The organism is Macrococcus epidermidis (genome assembly GCF_024205965.1).
GTDB classification, from domain to species: Bacteria; Bacillota; Bacilli; order Staphylococcales; family Staphylococcaceae; genus Macrococcoides; species Macrococcoides epidermidis.
This window is the reverse complement of record NZ_CP073819.1, coordinates 986,125-1,006,927: the sequence shown is the minus strand read 5'-3', so window position 1 is coordinate 1,006,927 and position 20,803 is coordinate 986,125. Positions and strand designations below refer to the sequence as shown.

Genomic DNA, 20,803 nt, shown 5'->3' with positions numbered 1-20,803 from the left:
TTATTCAAATAATGATTTCATAATTTTTTTCATTACACTTGGTTTTTCATTTTCATCTTTTGGTTGTTCAAAAGTACCATCTTCACGTTCAACGCGTGCGCTGATCGTTTTAGATGTATAAGTTTCTGTTTCAACATCTTTGTTCGCTTTACGTTTAAAGAATCCGTCAAATCCTTTTGATTTTGGTTTCTCTTCCACGTACTCTTCAACATACTCCTCTTCAGAAGTAGTTTCATGATTATTAATTGTAACATAATCTAATAGTTCATCAAAGCTAATACCACTATTGATTGTAGAAATACTTGAAGAAAATTCTGGCTTTCTAATTCCCATTTGTTGTGGGACATGAATTCTCACTTTTTCACTCACCATATCAGACAATAATTCTTTAATGCCTAACATGTTAGCAGTACCACCCGTTAATACAAAGCCACCATTAATTTTATTCAAGCCCATTTCCTGTAGTAAATCAAAAACTTCAAGAAATATTTCTTCGACACGTGCTTCAACGATATCGCTTAAATCTTTTTGGTTAAAGCTCATCGGTTCATTAGTGTCTACTTGATTTACAGTGAATATATCTTGTTCAGAAGCTAAATCATAAAAAGCATGTCCATACTGTTCTTTTACTTTCTCAGCCTGATCAAAAGTTGTATTTAACGCTTGTGCAATATCATTTGTAATCTGACTTCCTGCCATTGGAATATTATCAGCGTCAAACAAGTTGCCACGTTCATAATATGCCACCTGAGTTAACTGGTCACCAATATCAATGACTACTGCACCAAGTTCGACTTCAGTTGGCGTCAAGATATGTTTATAATTATATGCATCAGAATAAACATCTAATACATGTACACCACAACTTTCAACACATTTCAATGTATTAATTAAAACTGAACGATTTGTTGTGATTACACCAGCATCAACCGATAAACTTTGCGTTGCAATCATTTCTTTCGGATCACTTACTTCATGTAAGTCATCAACTTTAAACATTTTCGGGAATACACCGATAATTTCAATTTCATTAGAAGTGTTTTTTGCACGAATGCCATCTAATACTTCTTCAATATGCTCTCCAGTAATTTCAGTTGATTCACCATTAAATGTAATTTCATGTTCAATATCATGAATTTCAGAATGAATAATTGGCATTTTTAAAAATACATCTTCAAACTCGATGCCTGATGCAATTTGTGCTTTTTTAATCGTATCTTTAATCGCATGACTTGCGACATCAAAATCATCAATCATACCTTTTTTTATACCATCAGTAAAAGTTTGACCTGTACCTATCACATTAATGCCATTATGATACTTTTCGCCTACAACTACCTTAACGCTCGATGATCCAATATCTATAGAAACATAGTAATGTTCTTCCATCGATAGGCACCTCCTATTTATGTTTGTTTAACATACACTATCAATATTACATTATAGACTTTATTCAGAAAACTATAAACGCTTTTTTACAGAATAAAATAATTTTTTTATAAAGTTTAATACAATATATTTTTCATATTAATTTGATGTGTTACTTTGTTTTACGTCATTTAACTGCTTTTGTAAATCTTGTACTGCTTTTTCAACTTTTGCTTTCTCTTTTGCTTCACTTGCTTTCATTTCTGATTCCATTTCTAGTCGTCGTGTTTCAGCTTTCTTTGATTCATATGGAATAAATACAGCGCCGACTTCTAAATCAATTATGCCTGGTTTTATCATTTTACCAGATTCATCGCGTTCAATGTTTTTAGCCATACTTGGATAGTAATCAAGTTTATCAGACATAGTCCTTAAATCTCCAATAACTTCAATACCATCTTTCATAAACATTTGAATACGAGCTGAAGACTGTTCATTTGGAACAAAGTTAATTTCTGAAATTTGATTAACAATCGCCGGTTTTGTATGATTTAATACTTTAACGAGTTGGTTTAATTCTTTTTTTCCAAAATTATTGATTAATGGTGCGTCACTCGGTCTATTAAAATTCATTTGATGTATTATCTGACCATTTTCTAAGACAGGGTGAAATTCGCTTCCGTCTGGTATCACTCCGATTACATTGTATTCATCAACAAAGATTGATACATTATTCGGAAAATGTCTTTTTACAGTCGCTGATTTTACACCATCTAAATATTCAATATTACTTGATATTTCGCCTGTATCTAAACTGTATATTCGGTCACGATTTGAAATTTGAGCTTTCTTTAAAATAGTTTCATTGCTATTTAGTACCGTATTATTGACAGACACTTTGTTCACGTAACTAATATTTGTAAACATGTACAGTAAAATTAATGTAACTACTGCTACGATTGATAAAAATATTGTAAGCTGTATACGTTGTCTTCGTTTGCGACGTTTCTTCTTTTCCTCTACATAGTGAGGTGTTTCTATAATCTGATCTTCCATAGCCTATTGCAGCAACTTCACTTGTTGAATGAAGTCTTCTCCTCTAACTTCATAGGTCGGATATTGGTCCCAGCTGGCACAAGCTGGGCTTAACAGTACCGTATCGCCTGCCACAGTTTTACCTTTGGTTTGCACTACTGCATCTTTTACATCATCGCAAACTGAATATGGTATATGATGTAATTCTGCAAATGCCTTTAATTTTTCAGTCGTCTGACCAAAAATATACATATGTTTTACATTACTGACATGTTCATCTAAATCTTCAAAACCATTCCCTCTATCTAAACCACCACATAGCCAGTGAATCGGAGCGTGAAATGCATCCAGTGCAAAAGTAGTTGCTAAAGTGTTTGTTGCTTTTGAATCATTAAAATATTTAACATTTTCATGTGTCATCACAAATTGTAATCGATGTTTAATGCCTTCAAAAGACTTCAGCGTAGCAATAATACTTTCATTTGGAATGTCACTTATTTTAGCAGCCGCAATACTTGATAAAATATTTTCAAGATTATGTTTACCAGGTAACACCACTTCATCTACCCCAATTATAAATTCATCCTGAAAATAAATTTTCCCATCGACAATATAACTTCCGTTGACTTTTTCTTCTGTACTGAAATAAATAATCTGACTATCAATTTTAAAATTATTAAGTAGCTCTTTTTGCTTATAGTTAAAAATTAAATAATCTTCTGCAGTCTGATTTTTTACGATATTTAATTTTGCACTGACATATTCATTTTGCGAGCCATGATAATCCAGATGCGCTGAATAAATATTAGTAATTAAAGCAATATGTAGTTTAAAATGTCTGATGCCCATCAATTGAAATGATGATAGTTCTGTTACTAATGTATCTTCAGACTTAGCATTTTGTGCAACTAAAGATGCAACAAAGCCGATATTTCCACATAAAAGTCCTGTTTGATTACTATGCTTGAACATATCACCAATCAATGACGTTACAGTCGTCTTTCCATTTGTTCCTGTTATACCGATGATTTTGCCTTCATTAATCTCATATGCAAGTTCCACCTCAGTAATAATTTGAATATTACGGTCAAGTGCTTCTTGAATAAAAGGAATACGATAAGGTATACCTGGATTCTTTACGATAAGATCAATACCGTCTAATAACTCAATTGGATGATGTCCACTTACTACTTTAATTTCAAGCGCTTCTAATTCTTTCGCTTCATTCGTTAAGCTAATATCCTTGCCATCATTCACAGTTACTTTCGCTCCAAGTAAATGTAATAACTTCGCAGTTTCATAACCACTTTTCCCGAGACCAAGTACCAAAATATTTTTTCCCTGATAACTTGTAATATGCTTCACTTAATTCACTCCTAAATAAATCCCAATTAATCCAGAAATAATACCGACTGTCCAGAATACAATTACTATTTTCCATTCAGACCATCCACCTAATTCATAATGGTGATGTAATGGACTCATTCTAAAAATACGTTTACCAGTTAATTTGAATGAGGCAACTTGTAACATTACTGATAAGGTTTCCAGTACAAACATCAACCCGATAAAAATTAAAGTTAATTCTTGATTTAACATGATAGAAACAGTAGCAATTACGCCTCCTAAAGCAAGTGAACCCGTATCTCCCATAAATAATCTCGCTTTATATTTATTATAAATTAAGAATCCACATAAACTACCGATAAGAATCGCTAAGTAATACATCATGCCCTGGCTCATCGTGTGATGTGCTAAATAGAAATAACAACTAAATGCAATGATAGACAATCCTGTTGCCAGACCATCTAAACCATCTGTTAAGTTTACAGCATTTGAAAAACCAACTTGCCAAAATATAATAAACACAACATAGAATATTGATAAAGGAATTCCGATATCTGTAAATGGTAAATTAATTTCATTTGATAAAGAAAGTAAACCGAGTCCATTACTTACAACGTAAAATAAAACTGCAATTAATATCTGGAATAAGAATTTTTGTTTTGATGTTAAACCTTGATTATTTTTCTTTACCACAATGATGTAATCATCTATAAATCCAATTAGCCCAAACCCTAAAGTTACTAAAATCAATAATATAATCGGCCCTTTGTCATCAACAAAAAATGTAGCAATAATACTTAAAAGAATTGTACTGATTAAAAATGTTAATCCACCCATCGTTGGTGTACCACTCTTTTGTTGATGACTTTTCGGACCTTCTTCTCTAATGGACTGTCCGAATTTCATTCGTTTGAGTAATGGGATGAACAAAGGGACTAAAATTGCAGTTAATATAAAACTTGCTACTCCAAAAATTAATGCATTCATATTTTTCACATATCAGTTTGATAACTGATTCCTTTCTATTCCGTAGTATTAGATTCTGTAGAAATTGTTTCGGTTGTTATTTCTTCTGTCGTATTTTCTTCTGTTGTATTATCATTTGAGCTTTGACTAGTTTTTTTATTCTTTTTCGTCTCTGTTTCAAGCTGTTTTTTTAATGCTTTTTCTTCATCTTTTTTATTTGCATCAATAATATTATCATAGGCAGGTGATTGTTTTAAAGGATCAAGTGAGTCCATCGAAACCATTACTTTATCTCCTTTTTTAACAGCAGTATCTGGTGTAATTGACTGTCTTACGACATAACCATTGCCATCAAACTGAACCTTGATTTCTGTTAATTGTTCAAATATCAATAAATCACGTTTTGACCATGACGTCATATCGGGCATTGTTATTTTTCCGTCAGTAAGTAAGAATACTTTGTCACCTTTTAACAATTCTGTCTGATGCGGCGTTTGTCCAGTAACTTTATTACCATCACCAATCACAACGGGTACAAAGCCGCTTCCTTCAATTACTCCACTTGCTTTATCGACATTTGATCCAATTACATCTTCCACTTTTGAAGATAACTTTTTACCTTTATCTTTTGTAGCACCAACATCTAAATATTTCAAAGTATTTTCCATCAATGGCTTATAACCTTTAGATACACCTAAATTATAAGCTTCACCAGCATTTTTTTGAGCTAGAGACATACCATAATAAATAATTACTCTAGGTTTTTTTGCAGGCGCATACCCCATAAAACTTACCATATAAGGCTGATAACCTTTTACATAGCCACTATTTTTCGTATCCGGGACTTGTGCCGTACCCGTTTTACCGGCAATTTTATAATCGTCAATACGGTAATTATAGGCATGCATTTCAGAACCGTAAACTACATCATATAAAGCTTTCATCGTTTTATGCGCTGTCGTTTTTGAAATTGGTCGGCCAATCACTTTTTTCTTACCTTTATAGACAACGCTTTTATCAGGACTAATAATATCTTTTACAAAATACGGACTGAGCATATTTCCATCATTAACAATTGCAGTTTCCGCCTGTATCATCTGGGCAGGACTGACAGTTGTCGATTGTCCAAATGCTGAAACTTTCTTACTTAATTCATCACCCCAGGAAATATGTCCGGTAACTTCTGAATCAAACAGTGAGTTTGTGGATTTGCCGAATCCAAACTTTTCGTAGTAGGATTTCATCTTATCCGTTCCAACGTCATCCTGAAGTTTCATCATTAATACGTTAGAAGATAACTGGAAACCTTTATTCATCGAAATCATGCCCCACCCAACATCATTCCAGTCAGAAATAACACTTCCAGCAACTTCTCTTTCACCTGACTTAAACTTTTCATTTGGTTTATACTTACCTTCTTCAATTGCAGCTGCTAAACCATAAGTTTTAAATGTTGAGCCAGGTTCATATGTATTTTGATAAAGATCATTCGCCCATTTATCACCAAAATTTTCTCGTGTTTGCGGATTAAAAGTTGGTCGCTGACTATAGCCAAGAATTTCACCGGTATTAGCATCTGTTACAACTGCAAATAAATCTTTAGGTTGGTATCGTTTCACCATCAGATCAAGTGAATCTTCAACAAATATTTGGATATTTTTATCGATTGTCAACTTAACATTATCACCATTTACAGCAGGTATTACATTACCTGATTTAGGTAGAACATATTGCCAAATATCTTGTTTATAACTCGTTTTACCTGCTTTACCTGAAAGGTAAGTATCAAATATCTTCTCGGTCCCCATCATACCCTGGATTTGATTAGTCTCTGAATTCTTTTCAGCATAACCTATTAAATGAGATGCAAAATTGCCATTAGGATAAAATCGTTTTTTTTCAGAGAAAAATGTTAGTCCTGGTAACTTTAATTGTTCAATTGCTTTCTTCTGATTAAATGTTAAATCTTTACCTGCTTTTCCAAACTCGACTTGAAACGCTTTTTTTGTGCTAAGTGTTTTCAAGATTGATTTATAAGGCATATCAATTATTTTGCTTAATGCTTTTGCAGTTTTCTTTTTATCTACGACATGACGAGATGGCTTACCTTTCTGACTGATTCGTTTGTCGAGTATAGCAACAAGTTTATATGATTCTATGTCTTCAGCAAGGACCTCACCATTACGATCAAGTATTTTCCCTCTTACAGGTTGATTAACGATACTGCGTACATATTTTTCACTTGCTCGCATTGATAAATCTTGTCCGCTGGAGTGGCCAGTAACCATGACAAAAGAATATTTCAAAATCAATGAAAAAAAGAGCAGTCCGAATAACATTACTAAAAGGACCGCTCCTATTTTATTTTTTCTTATTTTTAACTTAGTTCGTGACATCTTTTTGCACTACCTTTACGTTATCATTATTCAAGCTCAGTCCGAACGACTTCGCTTTACTATAGACACGTTCATAAGAAGATTGTTTCATCGCTTCTGAATTTAACTCACCATTTACAGATTTTTGATGAACAATTTTTTGTTCAATTGCAGCAATCTTACTATTTGTATGATACGCGTCATATTTTAAAGATAGCATATAAATACTAACTAAAGCAATCAATGTCACCAATGATAAATATACTAATTTCTCTAATTTAGATAACGAAACAACATGGGATTTTGTAACTGTTTTTGTTTCAACTTTGGGTTGTGCTTGTGTCTGTTCATAATAATTTGGATTGATGTATTCTACTGCCATGTTGTCACCTCTTATTTTAATATTTCTACGACTCTAAGTTTTGCGCTGCGTGCTCTATTATTCTCTTCTAGTTCTTGTTCTGTCGATACAATCGGTTTCTTATTAATACGTTTTAATTTCGGCTTGTACTCATCCGGGATAACCGGTAAACCTCTAGGAATATCAGGACCTTTTTCATACTCCTGAAAAACTTGTTTACATAGTCTATCTTCTAATGAATGAAAGGTAATAACTGAAATTCTTCCACCCACATTAACAGAATCAATCGCTTGTTCGATCGACTCTTCAAAAGCACCTAGTTCGTCATTTACCGCAATTCTTATGGCCTGAAAAACTCTTTTAGCAGGATGTCCGCCTGTTCTTCTGGCTGGTGCTGGAATTGCGTCTTTAATAATTTCAACTAAATCAGATGTCGTTTCAATTGGCGTTGTTTCTCTCATATTTTCAATTTTTCGAGCGATTTGTTTAGAAAATTTTTCTTCACCATAACGAAAGAATATTGAAACTAACTTTTCATAAGGCCATTCATTGACTACTTCATATGCTGAAAGCGTTTGTGATTGATCCATTCGCATATCGAGCTTCGCCTCCTGGTGATAACTAAATCCTCTTTCTCCAACATCAAGTTGCGGACTAGAAACCCCTAAGTCATAAAGAATGCCATCTACTTTATCAATATTAAGTTCATTTAAGATAGCTCTTAAATTCCTGAAGTTATCTTTAACGAAAGTTACTTTATCTAAATGATCTTTCAAAATGATGTGTGCATTGTCAATCGCTGTCTGGTCCTGATCAATTGAAATCAATCTACCATTCGTTAATTGCTTGACTAAATAAAGACTATGACCCGCTCCACCTAATGTACAATCAACATATATACCATCCGGTTTAATATTAAGTTGATCGACCGTTTCTTCTAATAACACAGTAATATGATGGAACATGTTTACCTCCTATAAATCAAAATCAATTAACTCTTCAGCAATTTCTTCATAGTGCTCTTCAGTATCTTCGTAGAAATTATCCCAGCTATTTCTGTCCCAAATCTCAATTCGAGTTGAAACGCCTATCACTGTACATTCCTTAGATAAACCAGCATATTCCATTAAATTCTTTGGAATATTAATACGTCCTTGTTTATCTAATTCTACTTCTACTGCACCAGAGAAGAATAAACGCATAAATTTTCTGGCATCTCGTTTAGTTATTGGTAAAGTTTTTAATTTTTCTTCAATTCTTTTCCATTCATCTAAAGGATAGCCAAACAAACACTTATCAAGGCCACGAGTAATAACAAAATGTTCTGTTAATTCATCTCGGAACTTAGCAGGTACAATCATGCGACCTTTGGTATCCAATTGATGTTGATATTCACCCATGAACATAGTCATCACCTAGCCTTAATATAAATTTACCACATCCCACCACTTTCCTCCACTAATTATACAAAACTTTTTTATTTTTTATATGAATACGCAAAAAATCCCCCCACCACGCTAAAAAACGGTGGTGGGGGGAAATCCCAAATATAAAGTTGTAATAAGAAGGAATATCATCTATGGTTTCAAAATCGTATGATCGAACGTGTAGTTATCGATGTTATCAATAACTTCATCCAATATGTTAAAACCATACGTATTGATAAACTGAAGAGGATGCATCATTCTCTCCTGTAATCCTCCACTAGGGTTCATCATGTTGCCGATAGCGTTCAACGCTTTAAAATCAATATCATGATGACGTTTAATATCTTGATGATAGCGTTTCTTAAAATATTCAAACTGACGTTTATGATAATTCAAATTATCCTGTAACAATTGCTTTGTCTCCATTGGAACATCTAATAATTGCATCGCTTCATAATCCACTTCAAGATTTGCAATCGTTTCCTGCATTTGACTGAGCAAAAGTCTATTTTCTTTTGAACCTAAAAAATCTTTCTGAAACTTCTCAATACCATTATGGTAAAGCGAATCAATCGTTATATTAAAACGTCGCATATCCTTTAATAACTTATCATTTGTATAAGTGATACGCATACGTGGGACCACTGGAGGCATTTCAACTTTTGCGAAATCAAAAACCTGCTTTAACTCTCCCCAGTATTTAATTTCCGAAGGGCCACCGACAAATGCTAATGTATTAAATAGCATTTCTTCCATCAATGGACGAGTAACAACATTATTACTGAATAAATGTGGTGCTACTTGTATTTTAGCTCTAATTTCAGCTTTAGTAAAAGTGGCATCTGATTTAGAAAGTTTATATTTACCATCCTGGAACTTTAGTAACTGACGTTTGCCTTCAAATGACATAAATAAATGAACATTTGTTTCAGTTAAAATTTGACGTTCTCCGATAAGGGATTCCATCTTCTCTTGTCCATTTCTAAAAGCTTGATTGATTGCTTCATGGTGATCAAACATCCACACAAGTATGTCTGTTTCCAGCGCACGAACTTCTTTGTTCTGGCTATCAATTAACAGTAAACCATAGTCTTTAAATAACGTATGAATAATGTATTGGAAATGATCCGTCCAGTTTTCTGGCAGATTATTTAAAAGTTTATAAATCGATTTTGTTGAATGAGTTTCTGTTAAACTCGTAATAAAGCGGTCAATCGTAAATTTTAATGCTTCCTGTTCAAAGTTAAGTACAGATACACTATCTGTTACTTCTTCAGTTGGATAATATTTAATTTTATGCACGTTATTTTCCGCTGTAAATACATTAATATGATTCACTTCATCAAAATCATGATCTTCACCTGCAATCCAGAATACAGGTATTATCTCAGTACCTAGTTTCGTTGATTGCTCTTTTGCAAGAATAATTATAGAAATAATTTTATGTATTGTATACATTGGACTGACAAACAGTCCTGCTTGTTGCCCACCGATGACAACTTTATTACCTTCGGCTAAAAGATTGATATTTTCACGTTGTTTTTCACTTAGTTCAAACTTCGACATATATTTCTCAATTACTTTTGAAAGCTCAGATTCAAGACCATTTGATTTATTGTTCATACGCAATTTATAACTTTCATCTTTTGTTACATCATATCTATATTGTGATAACACATCATCCTGATGTGTGTAGCGCTCTATAAAAGTCCCTTTGTTATCTGCTAACTGCTTAATTATCTCCACTTGTCTACACCTCGCATTTTATCATTATTTAGTATAATGATATTCAAGCGCAAATACAATTTTACGGCTTACTCAAAAAAATAAGTGTATCGCAAAAGCGATACACTTATAAAAAAATTATTTAGAAACTACTTCTTTACCATTGTATGAACCACATGATGGACATACACGGTGAGATAATTTCATTTCGCCACATGATGGACATTCAACCATACCAGGTACTGATAATTTGAAGTGTGTACGACGTTTTCTTTTCGCTGTTTTAGATGTTCTTCTAAAAGGAACTGCCATTGTATTTTGCCTCCTATCGATCTAGTTTTCAGACATACTGTCTTTTAAAGCTTGAAGTTTTGCAAGCCTTGGATCAACCTTAGGCTTTTCATCTTCTAATTGACTTTCATCAATTACTTCCCAACCTTTACCTTTTGTTAGCTCTAAATCAACATCCTCTTTTACCACACGTACAGGTTTATTGATTACAACTAACTCTTGAATAACGGGTGTTAAGTCTATAACACCATTCAAAATGGCATGTCTATTCTCATCATATTCAACATAATCGTTATCATCAAAATATTCTACTGATTGGATGTCGAATGGAACTTCAACATCTTCTAATGTTCTTGCACAAGTCATAACGAATTGTCCAGTTACATGTAAATCAGCTACTACTTCGTTTGACTTAGGTGTTAATTTACCTTCCACCTTAATAGGTGATATATCAACTAACTGTAAGCTAGATATTAAATGATTTAAGTTGATTTCTGATTCAAATGGATAACCACTATCACGGTGTTTTCTTAATTCAGCTAATGACCATTTCATATGGTTTCACCTCTTACAAACACAAAATTTATTTTACCTCTTTTAATAACAGTTTGTCAAGATTTTTTCTTAACAGATATTTCTGTTACAATCATCATTATAAACTGATGGGAGGGGAAATACAATGAAGTCAATCGGAATTATTTGTGAATATAATCCTTTTCATAATGGGCATAAATATCAGATAGAACAAGTAAAAAAATTATACCCTAAAGCAAAAATAGTAGCAATCATGAGTGGACAATTCGTTCAACGTGGTGAACCAGCATTTCTAAATAAATTTATACGTACAAAAATGGCACTTGATCATGTGGACTTAGTTGTTGAACTCCCTCAATTCTATGCAGTAAGTTATGCAGATGACTTTGCTCGCGGTGGTATCATGATCGCTAAAAAACTCGGTCTCGAAGGTTTGTCTTTCGGCAGTGAAAGCGGAGACTTTAACAAAATTGATATTGAGATAAAGTCACCCACACGTGAAGATATACGTACTGGAGCTGCATATCCAAAATTAATGAGTGCTGGTTTAAAATCAAATGATATATTAGCACATGCTTATTTAAAAGCTACGAGAGAAATATACCCTACCCTCACATTAATTCCCATCTCACGCATCAATAATAATTATGCAGATGAAGTTTTGACAGGTACAATTTCTAGTGCAACTGCAATACGGAAAAATTACTTTAATGATAATGACATTAAAGCGACAATGCCTCACAGTGAATTAATCGTCAATGCAGTCTCTTGGGAAGATTATTTTACACTATTAAAATATCGTATGCTATCCATGAATGTACTTGAACTTCAAGAAATATATACGATGTATGAAGGATTAGAAAATCGATTAAAGAAAGTCATTAGTGAAATTGAAACATTCGACGAATTAATTGAAAAGATGGTATCAAAACGATATACAAAAAGTAGAATTCAACGTTTACTTGTCTATATATTGTTAAATATAAAAGAAAAAGATGTTCCTCGATTAAAAGAAATTACAGCTATACGTGTATTAGGGATGAATGACACAGGACGAAAGTTAATTAAATCAATTGAAGATGTTGTAATCGTGACAAATGTAAACAGAGCGTCGCGTGATTACTTTGCTTTGGAAATAAAAGCTACTGAAATATATAACCTTATAAGTGGTAGCTCGATGACAGACTATAATACGCCAGTTATTTACAAGAGATAACGATAGGGACGCATTAGGAAAGCGGTTGTATTATCTAATTTCTATCGCTTACTCTGCCCCTTGCTTTCAACCTATTGAAAAGTATATAAAATTCAACTACTCCATCAAAAAACCACATCATATCCGGATGTGGTTTTTCAATATGATTTACTTTTCTTCTTCTGCTAATTGCTTATACTTTTCTTTTAGTGCAAGCTCAACATTTTTAGGTACAATACTCGAGACATCTCCATCATATTTCGCAACTTCTTTAACCATACTCGAAGAAATAAATGAATATTGGTTGTTAGTCATCATATATAGTGTTTCTATATCATCGTTTAATTTCTTATTCATACTTGTCAGCTGCATCTCATATTCAAAGTCAGATACTGCACGTAATCCACGTACGATTTGTTTAGCACCTACGCTTTCACAAAAATGCACAAGTAAACCTGAAAAATAATCAACTTTTACATTCGGAATATCTTTAACCGCTTCTTCGATGAGCGCAAGACGTTCTTCTATCGTGAAAAAACCGGTCTTTTTAGCATTATTTAATACAGAGACATGTATTTCATCAAACAATTCACTACTTCGTTGTATGATATCTAAATGTCCTTTTGTGATAGGGTCAAAACTTCCTGGTACTACTGCGATTGTTTTACTCATAATTACCTCTTAATATGATTAATTTTGTAATGCCATATGTTTCATTTTTTATCACTTCAAAGTCAAGCGTATCTATAGCTTCATTCTTCTCACATTCTATAAGGATTTGTCCATCCTCTGCAAGTAAATCAAATGCCTTAATCAATAGTAATGCTTCATTTACGATATTCTTTTGATACGGGGGATCTAAAAAGATCATATTAAATTGAATATCTCTTTTATTTAGAGCCTTTAATGCTCGCTTGTAATCATTCTTATAAATTTCGACTTCTTCGTCAAGAAAAGAAGTATTTTTCTTAATCATCTGTATTGCATCAAAACTACCATCTACAAAAATCACTTTAGAAAGTCCTCTGCTTATCGCTTCTACACCTAATCCACCACTTCCAGCAAATAAATCAAGTCCTATGCCATCCATCGGACCGAGAATATTAAACATCGTTTCTTTAATTTTATCTGTTGTTGGTCTTGAAGTTACTCCTTTTGGCGCAGTTAACTGAAATCGTTTATATTTACCACCAATAACACGCATATATTACTCCTTTTAAATTTAATATCACGGTTCTTTTCATGTATAATAATAATATCAATATATAAAGGAGAACCATAATGAAACAAGCTTTTATTTCGCTCGGCGAAGGATATAGTGATCTTTTCGAACTCGAGCAATTAATGAAATATAATCATGGTCGTACTGATTGTGTCTTATTTTTACATACGACTTTGGAAGAACAGCCTAAAACGTCCGTTGTACTGATTATGAATCCAACAGAAGATGGTAACTTCCAGGCGATGTATAGTATTTTTGAAGGGATAAATTATCCATATCCCGATAGTAACAAACGCTTTGAACTCGTAAAGTCATGGACTGAAAAATATCAGATTCCAGTAAAAGAATTTGATGTAAAAGCAAAGCATTTCTTTTATGAAGATGCACTTTATTATCAGTACTTAATTGGTGTGTTACGACTTCAACGTGTTATTAAACCGATGCATTAAGTTTATTATCACTTGAACTGTAGTCTGTCCTTAATTGTTTATATGGTGAGATAAGAACATTTGTCACAAACTTTAATTTTTCCAATTGTGAAAGTGTATGATCTAACTTATCTTCATTGATATACATTGCGACCCATTTTTCCTTACGATTGCTATGCACAATATGACCATATTTTCGAATTTGACGTTCATGTTTATGACTTTTCAAATAAATAATAAGTTGTTCTCTTTGAACTAATGTCATATGTTTCTTTCCTCTCATTCTGCTTTCTTTTATAGTATCATTTGTTCTGTTAAAATTAAAATAACAAATTTCAGTTGGAGGTACATATTTTGAAAAAAAATACTTTATTAAAAACAATCGCTATAACAGGTCTTACATATTCAGCAGCTGTTGCAGCTACTAAAATGACGAGTAAGCAAAGTGCACGCAATATTAAACCTTTCTTCAGCAAACGTTCACCGTACATATTTGCACATCGCGGAGGATTAAAACTTGCTCCTGAACATACGATGGCCGCATTTAACCAATCACATAAATTAGGCATTGACGGTTTTGAGATTGATATTAGATTAACGAAAGATAATGAAATCGTAGTACTTCATGATGCCCTTGTTGATCGCGTTTCAAATGGTTCTGGTAAAGTATGTGATCATACATTAGAAGAATTGAAGCAGCTTGACTTTGGCTATCATTTTAAAGATATCAATGGAGAATATCCATATCGTGGACATGAAGATGCTAAAATAGTTACTTTAAACGAGTTATTAGATGCTTTTCCTGATTTGCTCATCAACATTGATATTAAAGATAGCAAACAATCAACGCCTGGTAAACTAGCACCTGTGCTATTGTACCGCTTAATTCATTCTAAACAGGCCTTTGACCGTGTTTGCGTAACAAGCTTTGAAGATGAACAAACGTTACGTTTTAATGCGTATGCACATGATCGTGTTGCAGTTGGTGCAGGTCAAAATGAAGTTGCTCGTGCATATTATGCTTTTAATTCAGGGATGAAACATATGTATCAACCTAATGTGGATACGTTCCAAATACCGACACATTATCGTGGTATTCCATTAAATAATGAAAAATTCATTCAGTTTCTTCAAAATTTAAATATCGCAGTAGGATATTGGGTCATCAACAGTATCGATGAAATGGATGCTTTACTAAAAAAAGGTGTACACACTATCGTTACAGATCGCCCTGATATTGCAATGCATTTAATCAATGAGAAGTACAAAAAATAAGTTTAATTAATTAGATAAAGGAATGGCTCGATTAAGCCATTCCTTTATTTTTTATTTCATATATTTCTATACCTCGGTAATGCGTAATATTTTCAATTTGTAAACCCACAGCTTCAAACATTGATTCAAGCTGTTGTCTTCTGTTAAAAAAGAGATTAATTTTATAGTATAAAATAATTTTCCCTTTTTTCTTTATTATTCTTTGAAATTCTTTTATAAGTTCTTCTTTTTCAAGAAAAGTATCAAAAGGTTGATTAATTAATATATAATCAAACTTCTTATCTTTATAAGGCAATGCGTTACTGGAAGCTATTTCATAATTAAAATGAGGATATATATGCATTGAAGTTTGCAAATTTCGAATAGACTGATCCAGAATATAACCTTTAATATTTGTCTGATGGTCAATACTATTCACCCATTTACCGGTATGACATCCAATACATAATACTTTTTGATGATATTTTAAAGTTACATAGTTACCAAGAAATTTTTCAAATATCGGAACAAAAATTAAATCACTATTTTTAGCTTTAAATAAATTTTCATCAGGGCGGTTCAAAAATTTAATTTTCTTTTCCCATTTAGAAATGAGTTTCTTCTCATTTATCTCCATATAAACCTCCTAACTACATCCGCATCCGCTGCTGCATGTATGGGATTCAAAAAATGGATTACCTTTTTCTACCTTTACTTCTGCTGAAACTGATGTAGCAATTATGATAAGAACTTCATCCAGTAAAGTTTGTAATTGTGTTTCAAGAAGTTTCACCTGTGCCACTTCAGGGTGCATATCATATTCTTTTTTCTTCCTTCTTGTTTCAAGCATCACACGCTGATAATCAGGATGATAACGGCCAAATCGGTTTACTTCATCATAGCTTTCTTTTATACGGATGAGTTCTTTTTTTAGCTGCTGTACTTCTTCATTAATACTTAAGTCTAAAAATGCTTTTTTATATGCTTGATAAGACTCACTTTGAAGGATCATTTGATTTAATTCGTCTGCAAGATCCATTACTTCTATAAAATCTATATCATAAATCATAATTCCACTTCCTAATCTACTTGTGTATCTCTGTTTTCATTGTTAATAAAAATTAATGAATAATATGAACCAGAAATTCCTCCACCCATTTCATTGATATTTCTGTAAAGCATATTTTCTCTATGCTCATCAGAGTTTAACCAGCTATTGATTAAACTTGGTACATCATCAAAATTAAACGCGATATTTTGAGATAAATGCAAATAATTAATATCCAGTTTATTTAGTTCACTGCCGATTTCATCTTCAACCTGCTTTACTTTCTTTTGCTTTTCCCTATTTAAAGAAGCAACCTGAAATTGTGCTACATGATTGATTAATTCGTTTGTTTCCAGTGGCTGTCTTCCATTTATTTTACGCATATAATTCGTGATTTCAAACATTGTCAGTACTTTATTACTGTTAATTGCAACTTCATCTTTAGTATGAATTTCGTTATTTGCAGTCTTCTCTATCGTCTTACCTTTACTACTCATCGCATAGGGTTGCATCTGAACGAGTGTATCCGGCTCAATATAACGCATCGCCATTACTTTATTTGAAATTCTATCAATATAAACTTGTACAAAAATATCATCATATTGTATTAAAGTCTGTGTTTTAATATCTACCTCAGTTAACTGAAACTGATATTCTGACTGTTTTGTTTTGATTATGGGTTCACTTACAATCGCATTTCCATTAAAGATATTATCTGCACTTTGTCCAATTTTAAACGGATAACTTTTTGCATTTTTACCCGTTGCATAGGCCATTACAATTTTTTTATTAATGACACCAAGTATGTAATATTGATCTTTAAACTCATAAACAAAATTCTTATAATTAAAATTTGAATCATATATTCGTTTTGGATAACCATATTGTTCTGTAAACTGATCTATATTTTTACCGATGTAAACTCCAAGACCTTTACTAAGTTTTGGTCTTTTCACTGTATTTTTAGATGAAGGTTTGATATCTTCATTTGAAATCTTCTCTTTTGCGGGATTTTCTAATACATCAAATTTTAATGAAGGTGAATAAAATAAATAAAATAAAAATACACCCATTAAAAAAATTAGCAGAAGTTTAATTAAAATACTTTTCAAAAACACACCTTCTTTTTCTATTTCTTAACACTATTCTAACATTATTTGAAATGAAATGAATATTCGATTGCATCAATAACGATTTTATCTTAAAATTGAAGATAGAATGATTTAGGGAGGAACTTAGAATGGTATTCACAAATTCAGGGATTGAAACAATCGTAGCTGAACAATCTTTAATCCAGCATGTAATGAATAAACACGGTTTAGTATTAGGGGGACATTGGGATTTTGAACGTGCTACTTATGATTTAAAATATGAATTATCAGAAGGTATTTATTATTTACGTATTCCTGGTTACGCTATTGATGGTGATGTCGGCGCTAGAAATGCTACTTTGCAAATGATGGATCCATATTTAGGTAAACACTATTATCCAACTGGTGTCGAATACGGAGAAGATGAATATTTTAGTGATGCATTAGTTGAACATTGTAAACGTACGATTACTAGCATCTATAATGATATTAAAGCGATTCAAGCATAATTCTAGTTAACTAAGCGTGAACAAATTCATTTGTCTCACGCTATTTTTATTACCAAAGAAGAGGTGATGTCATGGTAAAAAAATGGCTGAATAAACGCACATTACTCATTATTTCTTTAATCGCTATTGCGATACTTTTTTTATATTTTATTATCCCAATATCTATTCCTCTTATATCAGCTTTAGTAATTGCATTGATGATAGAACCTTTTGTTAAAATACTCGAGAAGAAAGTTGGAAGCAGAAAGTGGAGTGTTACAATCATTTACTCTACGATACTCGTTTCAATACTATTATTTACTTATTTCTTCTTAACAAAATTAATTGAACACATCATTCAATTCTCTAAAGATTTACCGAATAAGATGAACAATTTGATGGCAGTATGGGACAAGGTAGAAATAAAAATTTCTAAGATGATTCCAGAAAGTATCGCTTCATCTTTATTTGACGAGATCCAGAATTTCTTATTTTCAATGCAAGATTCTATTTTAAATTACTTTAATGTAGAACGCATAACTTCACTTGTTGCCAGTCTTCCAGAGACCTTTATCTCTGGCTTAGTATTTCTTGTTGCTTTATTTTTATTTATGTTAGAAATACCTAAGATGCACCTATTTATTAAAAACCATATGTATGATACAACCTACAACAAGACAAGTTTTGTGTGGAATCGCGTTACGTCTTCCATCTTTGGGATGATGCGTGCTGCTGTAATTCTTTCAGGAATTACTTGGTTTTTTACGTTTATCGGATTACTATTTATTACACCTAAAAATGCCCTTGTCCTGTCATTTATTATTTGTCTAGTCGATCTATTGCCTATTATTGGAGCTACCGGCATAACGATACCATGGGCAATTTACGCATATGTGACAGGGGACGTTGGATTAGCGTTAAAATTAATCGTACTCTCAACATTTTTACTCGTACAACGTAAAGTATTAGAACCAAAAATTATGGGTAACGGTGTTGGACTTAGTCCTTTACCTACATTAATTGCAATGTATATCGGTTTAAAATTAATGGGATTTGTAGGATTCTTTATCGGCCCGATTCTGTTAATTATTATATTAACAATTATTGAATCAGGTGCTATAAAAACGAATATAAAAATTTAACTTCATCTATATCAAAAAAGATCATCTCAATTGAGATGATCTTTTTTAAAATCCTAATATTGCTTTAATTACAGAAGTCGTTTCGCCACCATGGTAGAATACATAAAGTAGTAGGTATACCGCTACACCGGTGATTGCTGTAAAAAACCAGATGATTGATGTGACCGGTCCAAATTTTCTATGAATATTAAGTTTATCTTTCAAGCCTGTATAGATATTTAATATTCCCATTACAGCACCTATCGTTGCTAAAGTAATGTGAAAAATTAAAAATACAGTATAATAAATTTTAATATTATCTGGCCCACCAAATGATGTATTGCCAATAAAAATTGTTCTTGAAGCATATATGATAAAGAAAATTGTCGCTGCAACACCTGCTGCGAGCATCACTTTTTTATGTGCTTCAATTCGTCCTTTAGCCACCAAATACCAGCCGATAGCGACCAGTATAGCACTGATGACAATAAATGTAGTACTGATTGTTGGTAAGATTGGTAAACTCATATTGTCCCCCTATTCAAATTCTCTGAAATAAGCATCTTGCTTTCTTTTTTCTTCTAAGCTCAGACGTGTAATTTCGTCAGGATCTAATCTTTCAGAACGAGACCAGTTGACGAAAATATAATAGAACATAAAACCAAAGAATATTTCTTGTAATACTTTCATGATTACTCCACCAGTTTGCTGATCATCTTTAGGTGTCATATTAGTAAAATATTGTGGACCGCTAATACCTGAATTTTGTAAAACATCATTTAATGTCCCTGTCGGCACACATAAACTCATTGCACTCATCCAGGCTTTCGGATCTGTATAAGTCTTATACATTGGATGCTGTGCAAATATAATCAATCCACATGATGGTGTAAGTAATACACCGATTGCAAAAATATATCCTAATTTCATTAGACCAGATAACTGTTTCTTCGTTTCACCTTTTTGATTAAAAATCGGATACCACATTGTAAAAGCGGTAATCGATAATAAAATCGTATATAGTGAATGTGGTGTTGCATTTTGTTTTAAAAAATCTAGTACAATCGGTAAATGGTACAATGAAAAGAATGCATTGAAAGTAACCAGGGCAATAATTGGTCGTGTCATAAATTGAAATACGGGCTTAACATACGGAAGATTGATTACATATTCTATTAAGTAATTCGGAATTGCAAAATAGAATAACGGCATCATAAGTAAATACAAGACTGCCATCTGTAACATATGAAAGCTAAAAATAATATGACTCAGTAAATCAATTGGTGCACCTTTCATGATATAAAGCAGAATCATTAAGAAAATGAATAAAATCCCTTCTGATTTCTTGAGAGGACGTCCGCCCGGGATATCTTTATACCACTTCACAGTAATTAAAAAAAAGACAATGGTTGCAAATATGATTGCAACTAAGAAAAATAGACTCCAGTTTGCTAAAAATCCAAAAATTGAGATAGATCGAATACTACCCATATTATCACTCCATAAAATATACTGTTACCATTATAA

At 32.5% G+C, this 20,803-nt stretch carries 24 protein-coding genes; 5 read left to right on the top strand and 19 right to left on the bottom strand.

The window, feature by feature from the left end; translation table 11 throughout:
* The 11 genes from ftsA to KFV12_RS05285 form a co-directional block, all read right to left on the bottom strand.
* Entirely contained in the window at positions 1–1,389 is a 1,389-nt protein-coding gene (gene ftsA, locus KFV12_RS05335) for a cell division protein FtsA (RefSeq protein ID WP_254257473.1), read from the bottom strand.
* 138 nt (positions 1,390–1,527) lie between these two features.
* On the bottom strand, positions 1,528–2,424 hold the full coding sequence (locus KFV12_RS05330; protein ID WP_111714508.1) for a cell division protein FtsQ/DivIB: 897 nt from the start codon (positions 2,422–2,424) through the stop codon (positions 1,528–1,530).
* A gap of 3 nt (positions 2,425–2,427) precedes the next feature.
* Positions 2,428–3,768 (bottom strand): UDP-N-acetylmuramoyl-L-alanine--D-glutamate ligase, encoded by a 1,341-nt coding sequence (murD, locus tag KFV12_RS05325; protein WP_254257472.1) that lies wholly within the window; start codon positions 3,766–3,768, stop codon positions 2,428–2,430.
* A complete protein-coding gene (gene mraY, locus KFV12_RS05320; RefSeq protein WP_111714506.1) occupies positions 3,769–4,737 on the bottom strand; it encodes a phospho-N-acetylmuramoyl-pentapeptide-transferase in 969 nt (322 codons plus the stop codon). It abuts the gene before it with no gap.
* Positions 4,738–4,772: 35 nt separating this feature from the next.
* A complete protein-coding gene (locus tag KFV12_RS05315; RefSeq protein ID WP_254257471.1) occupies positions 4,773–7,112 on the bottom strand; it encodes a penicillin-binding protein in 2,340 nt (779 codons plus the stop codon).
* Positions 7,099–7,473: a cell division protein FtsL gene (ftsL, locus tag KFV12_RS05310; protein WP_239242907.1), complete on the bottom strand. Its 375-nt coding sequence runs from the start codon at positions 7,471–7,473 to the stop codon at positions 7,099–7,101. The genes KFV12_RS05315 and ftsL overlap by 14 nt, the downstream gene beginning before the upstream one ends.
* An 11-nt stretch (positions 7,474–7,484) precedes the next feature.
* Entirely contained in the window at positions 7,485–8,417 is a 933-nt protein-coding gene (gene rsmH, locus KFV12_RS05305; protein WP_111714504.1) for a 16S rRNA (cytosine(1402)-N(4))-methyltransferase RsmH, read from the bottom strand.
* A 9-nt stretch (positions 8,418–8,426) separates the two neighbouring features.
* Positions 8,427–8,858 (bottom strand): division/cell wall cluster transcriptional repressor MraZ, encoded by a 432-nt coding sequence (gene mraZ, locus KFV12_RS05300; RefSeq protein WP_099580773.1) that lies wholly within the window; start codon positions 8,856–8,858, stop codon positions 8,427–8,429.
* A 171-nt stretch (positions 8,859–9,029) separates the two neighbouring features.
* On the bottom strand, positions 9,030–10,625 hold the full coding sequence (bshC, locus tag KFV12_RS05295; protein WP_254257470.1) for a bacillithiol biosynthesis cysteine-adding enzyme BshC: 1,596 nt from the start codon (positions 10,623–10,625) through the stop codon (positions 9,030–9,032).
* Positions 10,626–10,742: 117 nt separating this feature from the next.
* Positions 10,743–10,916, bottom strand: a complete 174-nt coding sequence (rpmF, locus tag KFV12_RS05290; protein WP_041635879.1) for a 50S ribosomal protein L32 — start codon at positions 10,914–10,916, stop codon at positions 10,743–10,745.
* Positions 10,917–10,937: 21 nt separating this feature from the next.
* Positions 10,938–11,450, bottom strand: a complete 513-nt coding sequence (locus KFV12_RS05285) for a YceD family protein (RefSeq protein ID WP_099580767.1) — start codon at positions 11,448–11,450, stop codon at positions 10,938–10,940.
* A gap of 124 nt (positions 11,451–11,574) precedes the next feature.
* Here KFV12_RS05285 and KFV12_RS05280 point away from each other — a divergent pair, with 124 nt between their 5' ends.
* Positions 11,575–12,645 carry a tRNA(Met) cytidine acetate ligase gene (locus KFV12_RS05280; RefSeq protein WP_254257469.1) on the top strand — a complete coding sequence of 357 codons (1,071 nt, stop codon included), beginning with the start codon at positions 11,575–11,577 and terminating at the stop codon, positions 12,643–12,645.
* 147 nt (positions 12,646–12,792) lie between these two features.
* Here the strand turns inward: KFV12_RS05280 and coaD are convergent, their stop codons facing one another.
* Both coaD and rsmD read right to left on the bottom strand, forming a co-directional pair.
* Entirely contained in the window at positions 12,793–13,296 is a 504-nt protein-coding gene (gene coaD, locus KFV12_RS05275) for a pantetheine-phosphate adenylyltransferase (RefSeq protein ID WP_111714501.1), read from the bottom strand.
* Positions 13,289–13,828 (bottom strand): 16S rRNA (guanine(966)-N(2))-methyltransferase RsmD, encoded by a 540-nt coding sequence (rsmD, locus tag KFV12_RS05270; RefSeq protein WP_239242904.1) that lies wholly within the window; start codon positions 13,826–13,828, stop codon positions 13,289–13,291. The genes coaD and rsmD overlap by 8 nt, the downstream gene beginning before the upstream one ends.
* A 77-nt stretch (positions 13,829–13,905) precedes the next feature.
* On the opposite strand from rsmD, the gene KFV12_RS05265 reads away from it, so the two are divergent.
* Complete coding sequence (locus KFV12_RS05265) at positions 13,906–14,295, top strand: DUF7147 family protein (protein ID WP_254257468.1); 390 nt, start codon at positions 13,906–13,908, stop codon at positions 14,293–14,295.
* Here KFV12_RS05265 and KFV12_RS05260 read toward each other — a convergent pair.
* The gene (locus KFV12_RS05260) at positions 14,279–14,539 is read right to left on the bottom strand and encodes a DUF2129 domain-containing protein (protein WP_099580757.1); all 261 of its coding nucleotides are present in this window, start codon (positions 14,537–14,539) and stop codon (positions 14,279–14,281) included. The genes KFV12_RS05265 and KFV12_RS05260 overlap by 17 nt on opposite strands.
* Before the next feature lie 89 nt (positions 14,540–14,628).
* On the opposite strand from KFV12_RS05260, the gene KFV12_RS05255 reads away from it, so the two are divergent.
* Positions 14,629–15,549, top strand: coding sequence for a glycerophosphodiester phosphodiesterase family protein (locus tag KFV12_RS05255; protein WP_239242902.1), 921 nt, complete (start codon positions 14,629–14,631; stop codon positions 15,547–15,549).
* Positions 15,550–15,580: 31 nt separating this feature from the next.
* Here KFV12_RS05255 and KFV12_RS05250 read toward each other — a convergent pair whose 3' ends face one another.
* From KFV12_RS05250 to KFV12_RS05240, 3 genes are read right to left on the bottom strand one after another with little or no spacing between them, the layout of a single operon-like run.
* A complete protein-coding gene (locus KFV12_RS05250) occupies positions 15,581–16,165 on the bottom strand; it encodes a methyltransferase domain-containing protein (RefSeq protein ID WP_254257467.1) in 585 nt (194 codons plus the stop codon).
* 9 nt (positions 16,166–16,174) lie between these two features.
* On the bottom strand, positions 16,175–16,597 hold the full coding sequence (locus KFV12_RS05245) for a YlbF/YmcA family competence regulator (protein WP_239242901.1): 423 nt from the start codon (positions 16,595–16,597) through the stop codon (positions 16,175–16,177).
* A gap of 11 nt (positions 16,598–16,608) precedes the next feature.
* On the bottom strand, positions 16,609–17,688 hold the full coding sequence (locus tag KFV12_RS05240; protein ID WP_239242900.1) for a CAP-associated domain-containing protein: 1,080 nt from the start codon (positions 17,686–17,688) through the stop codon (positions 16,609–16,611).
* A 128-nt stretch (positions 17,689–17,816) separates the two neighbouring features.
* On the opposite strand from KFV12_RS05240, the gene KFV12_RS05235 reads away from it, so the two are divergent.
* Together KFV12_RS05235 and ytvI are read left to right on the top strand one after the other, a co-directional pair.
* Positions 17,817–18,176, top strand: coding sequence for a YugN family protein (locus KFV12_RS05235; RefSeq protein WP_096076864.1), 360 nt, complete (start codon positions 17,817–17,819; stop codon positions 18,174–18,176).
* Between the two features lie 71 nt (positions 18,177–18,247).
* Complete coding sequence (gene ytvI, locus KFV12_RS05230; protein WP_254257466.1) at positions 18,248–19,297, top strand: sporulation integral membrane protein YtvI; 1,050 nt, start codon at positions 18,248–18,250, stop codon at positions 19,295–19,297.
* Positions 19,298–19,342: 45 nt separating this feature from the next.
* On the opposite strand, the gene KFV12_RS05225 is transcribed toward ytvI, so the two are convergent.
* Positions 19,343–19,804, bottom strand: coding sequence for a DUF420 domain-containing protein (locus KFV12_RS05225; protein ID WP_111714496.1), 462 nt, complete (start codon positions 19,802–19,804; stop codon positions 19,343–19,345).
* A 9-nt stretch (positions 19,805–19,813) separates the two neighbouring features.
* Positions 19,814–20,767: a cytochrome c oxidase assembly factor CtaG gene (gene ctaG / locus KFV12_RS05220; protein ID WP_254257465.1), complete on the bottom strand. Its 954-nt coding sequence runs from the start codon at positions 20,765–20,767 to the stop codon at positions 19,814–19,816.
* Between the last annotated feature and the right edge of the window lie 36 nt (positions 20,768–20,803).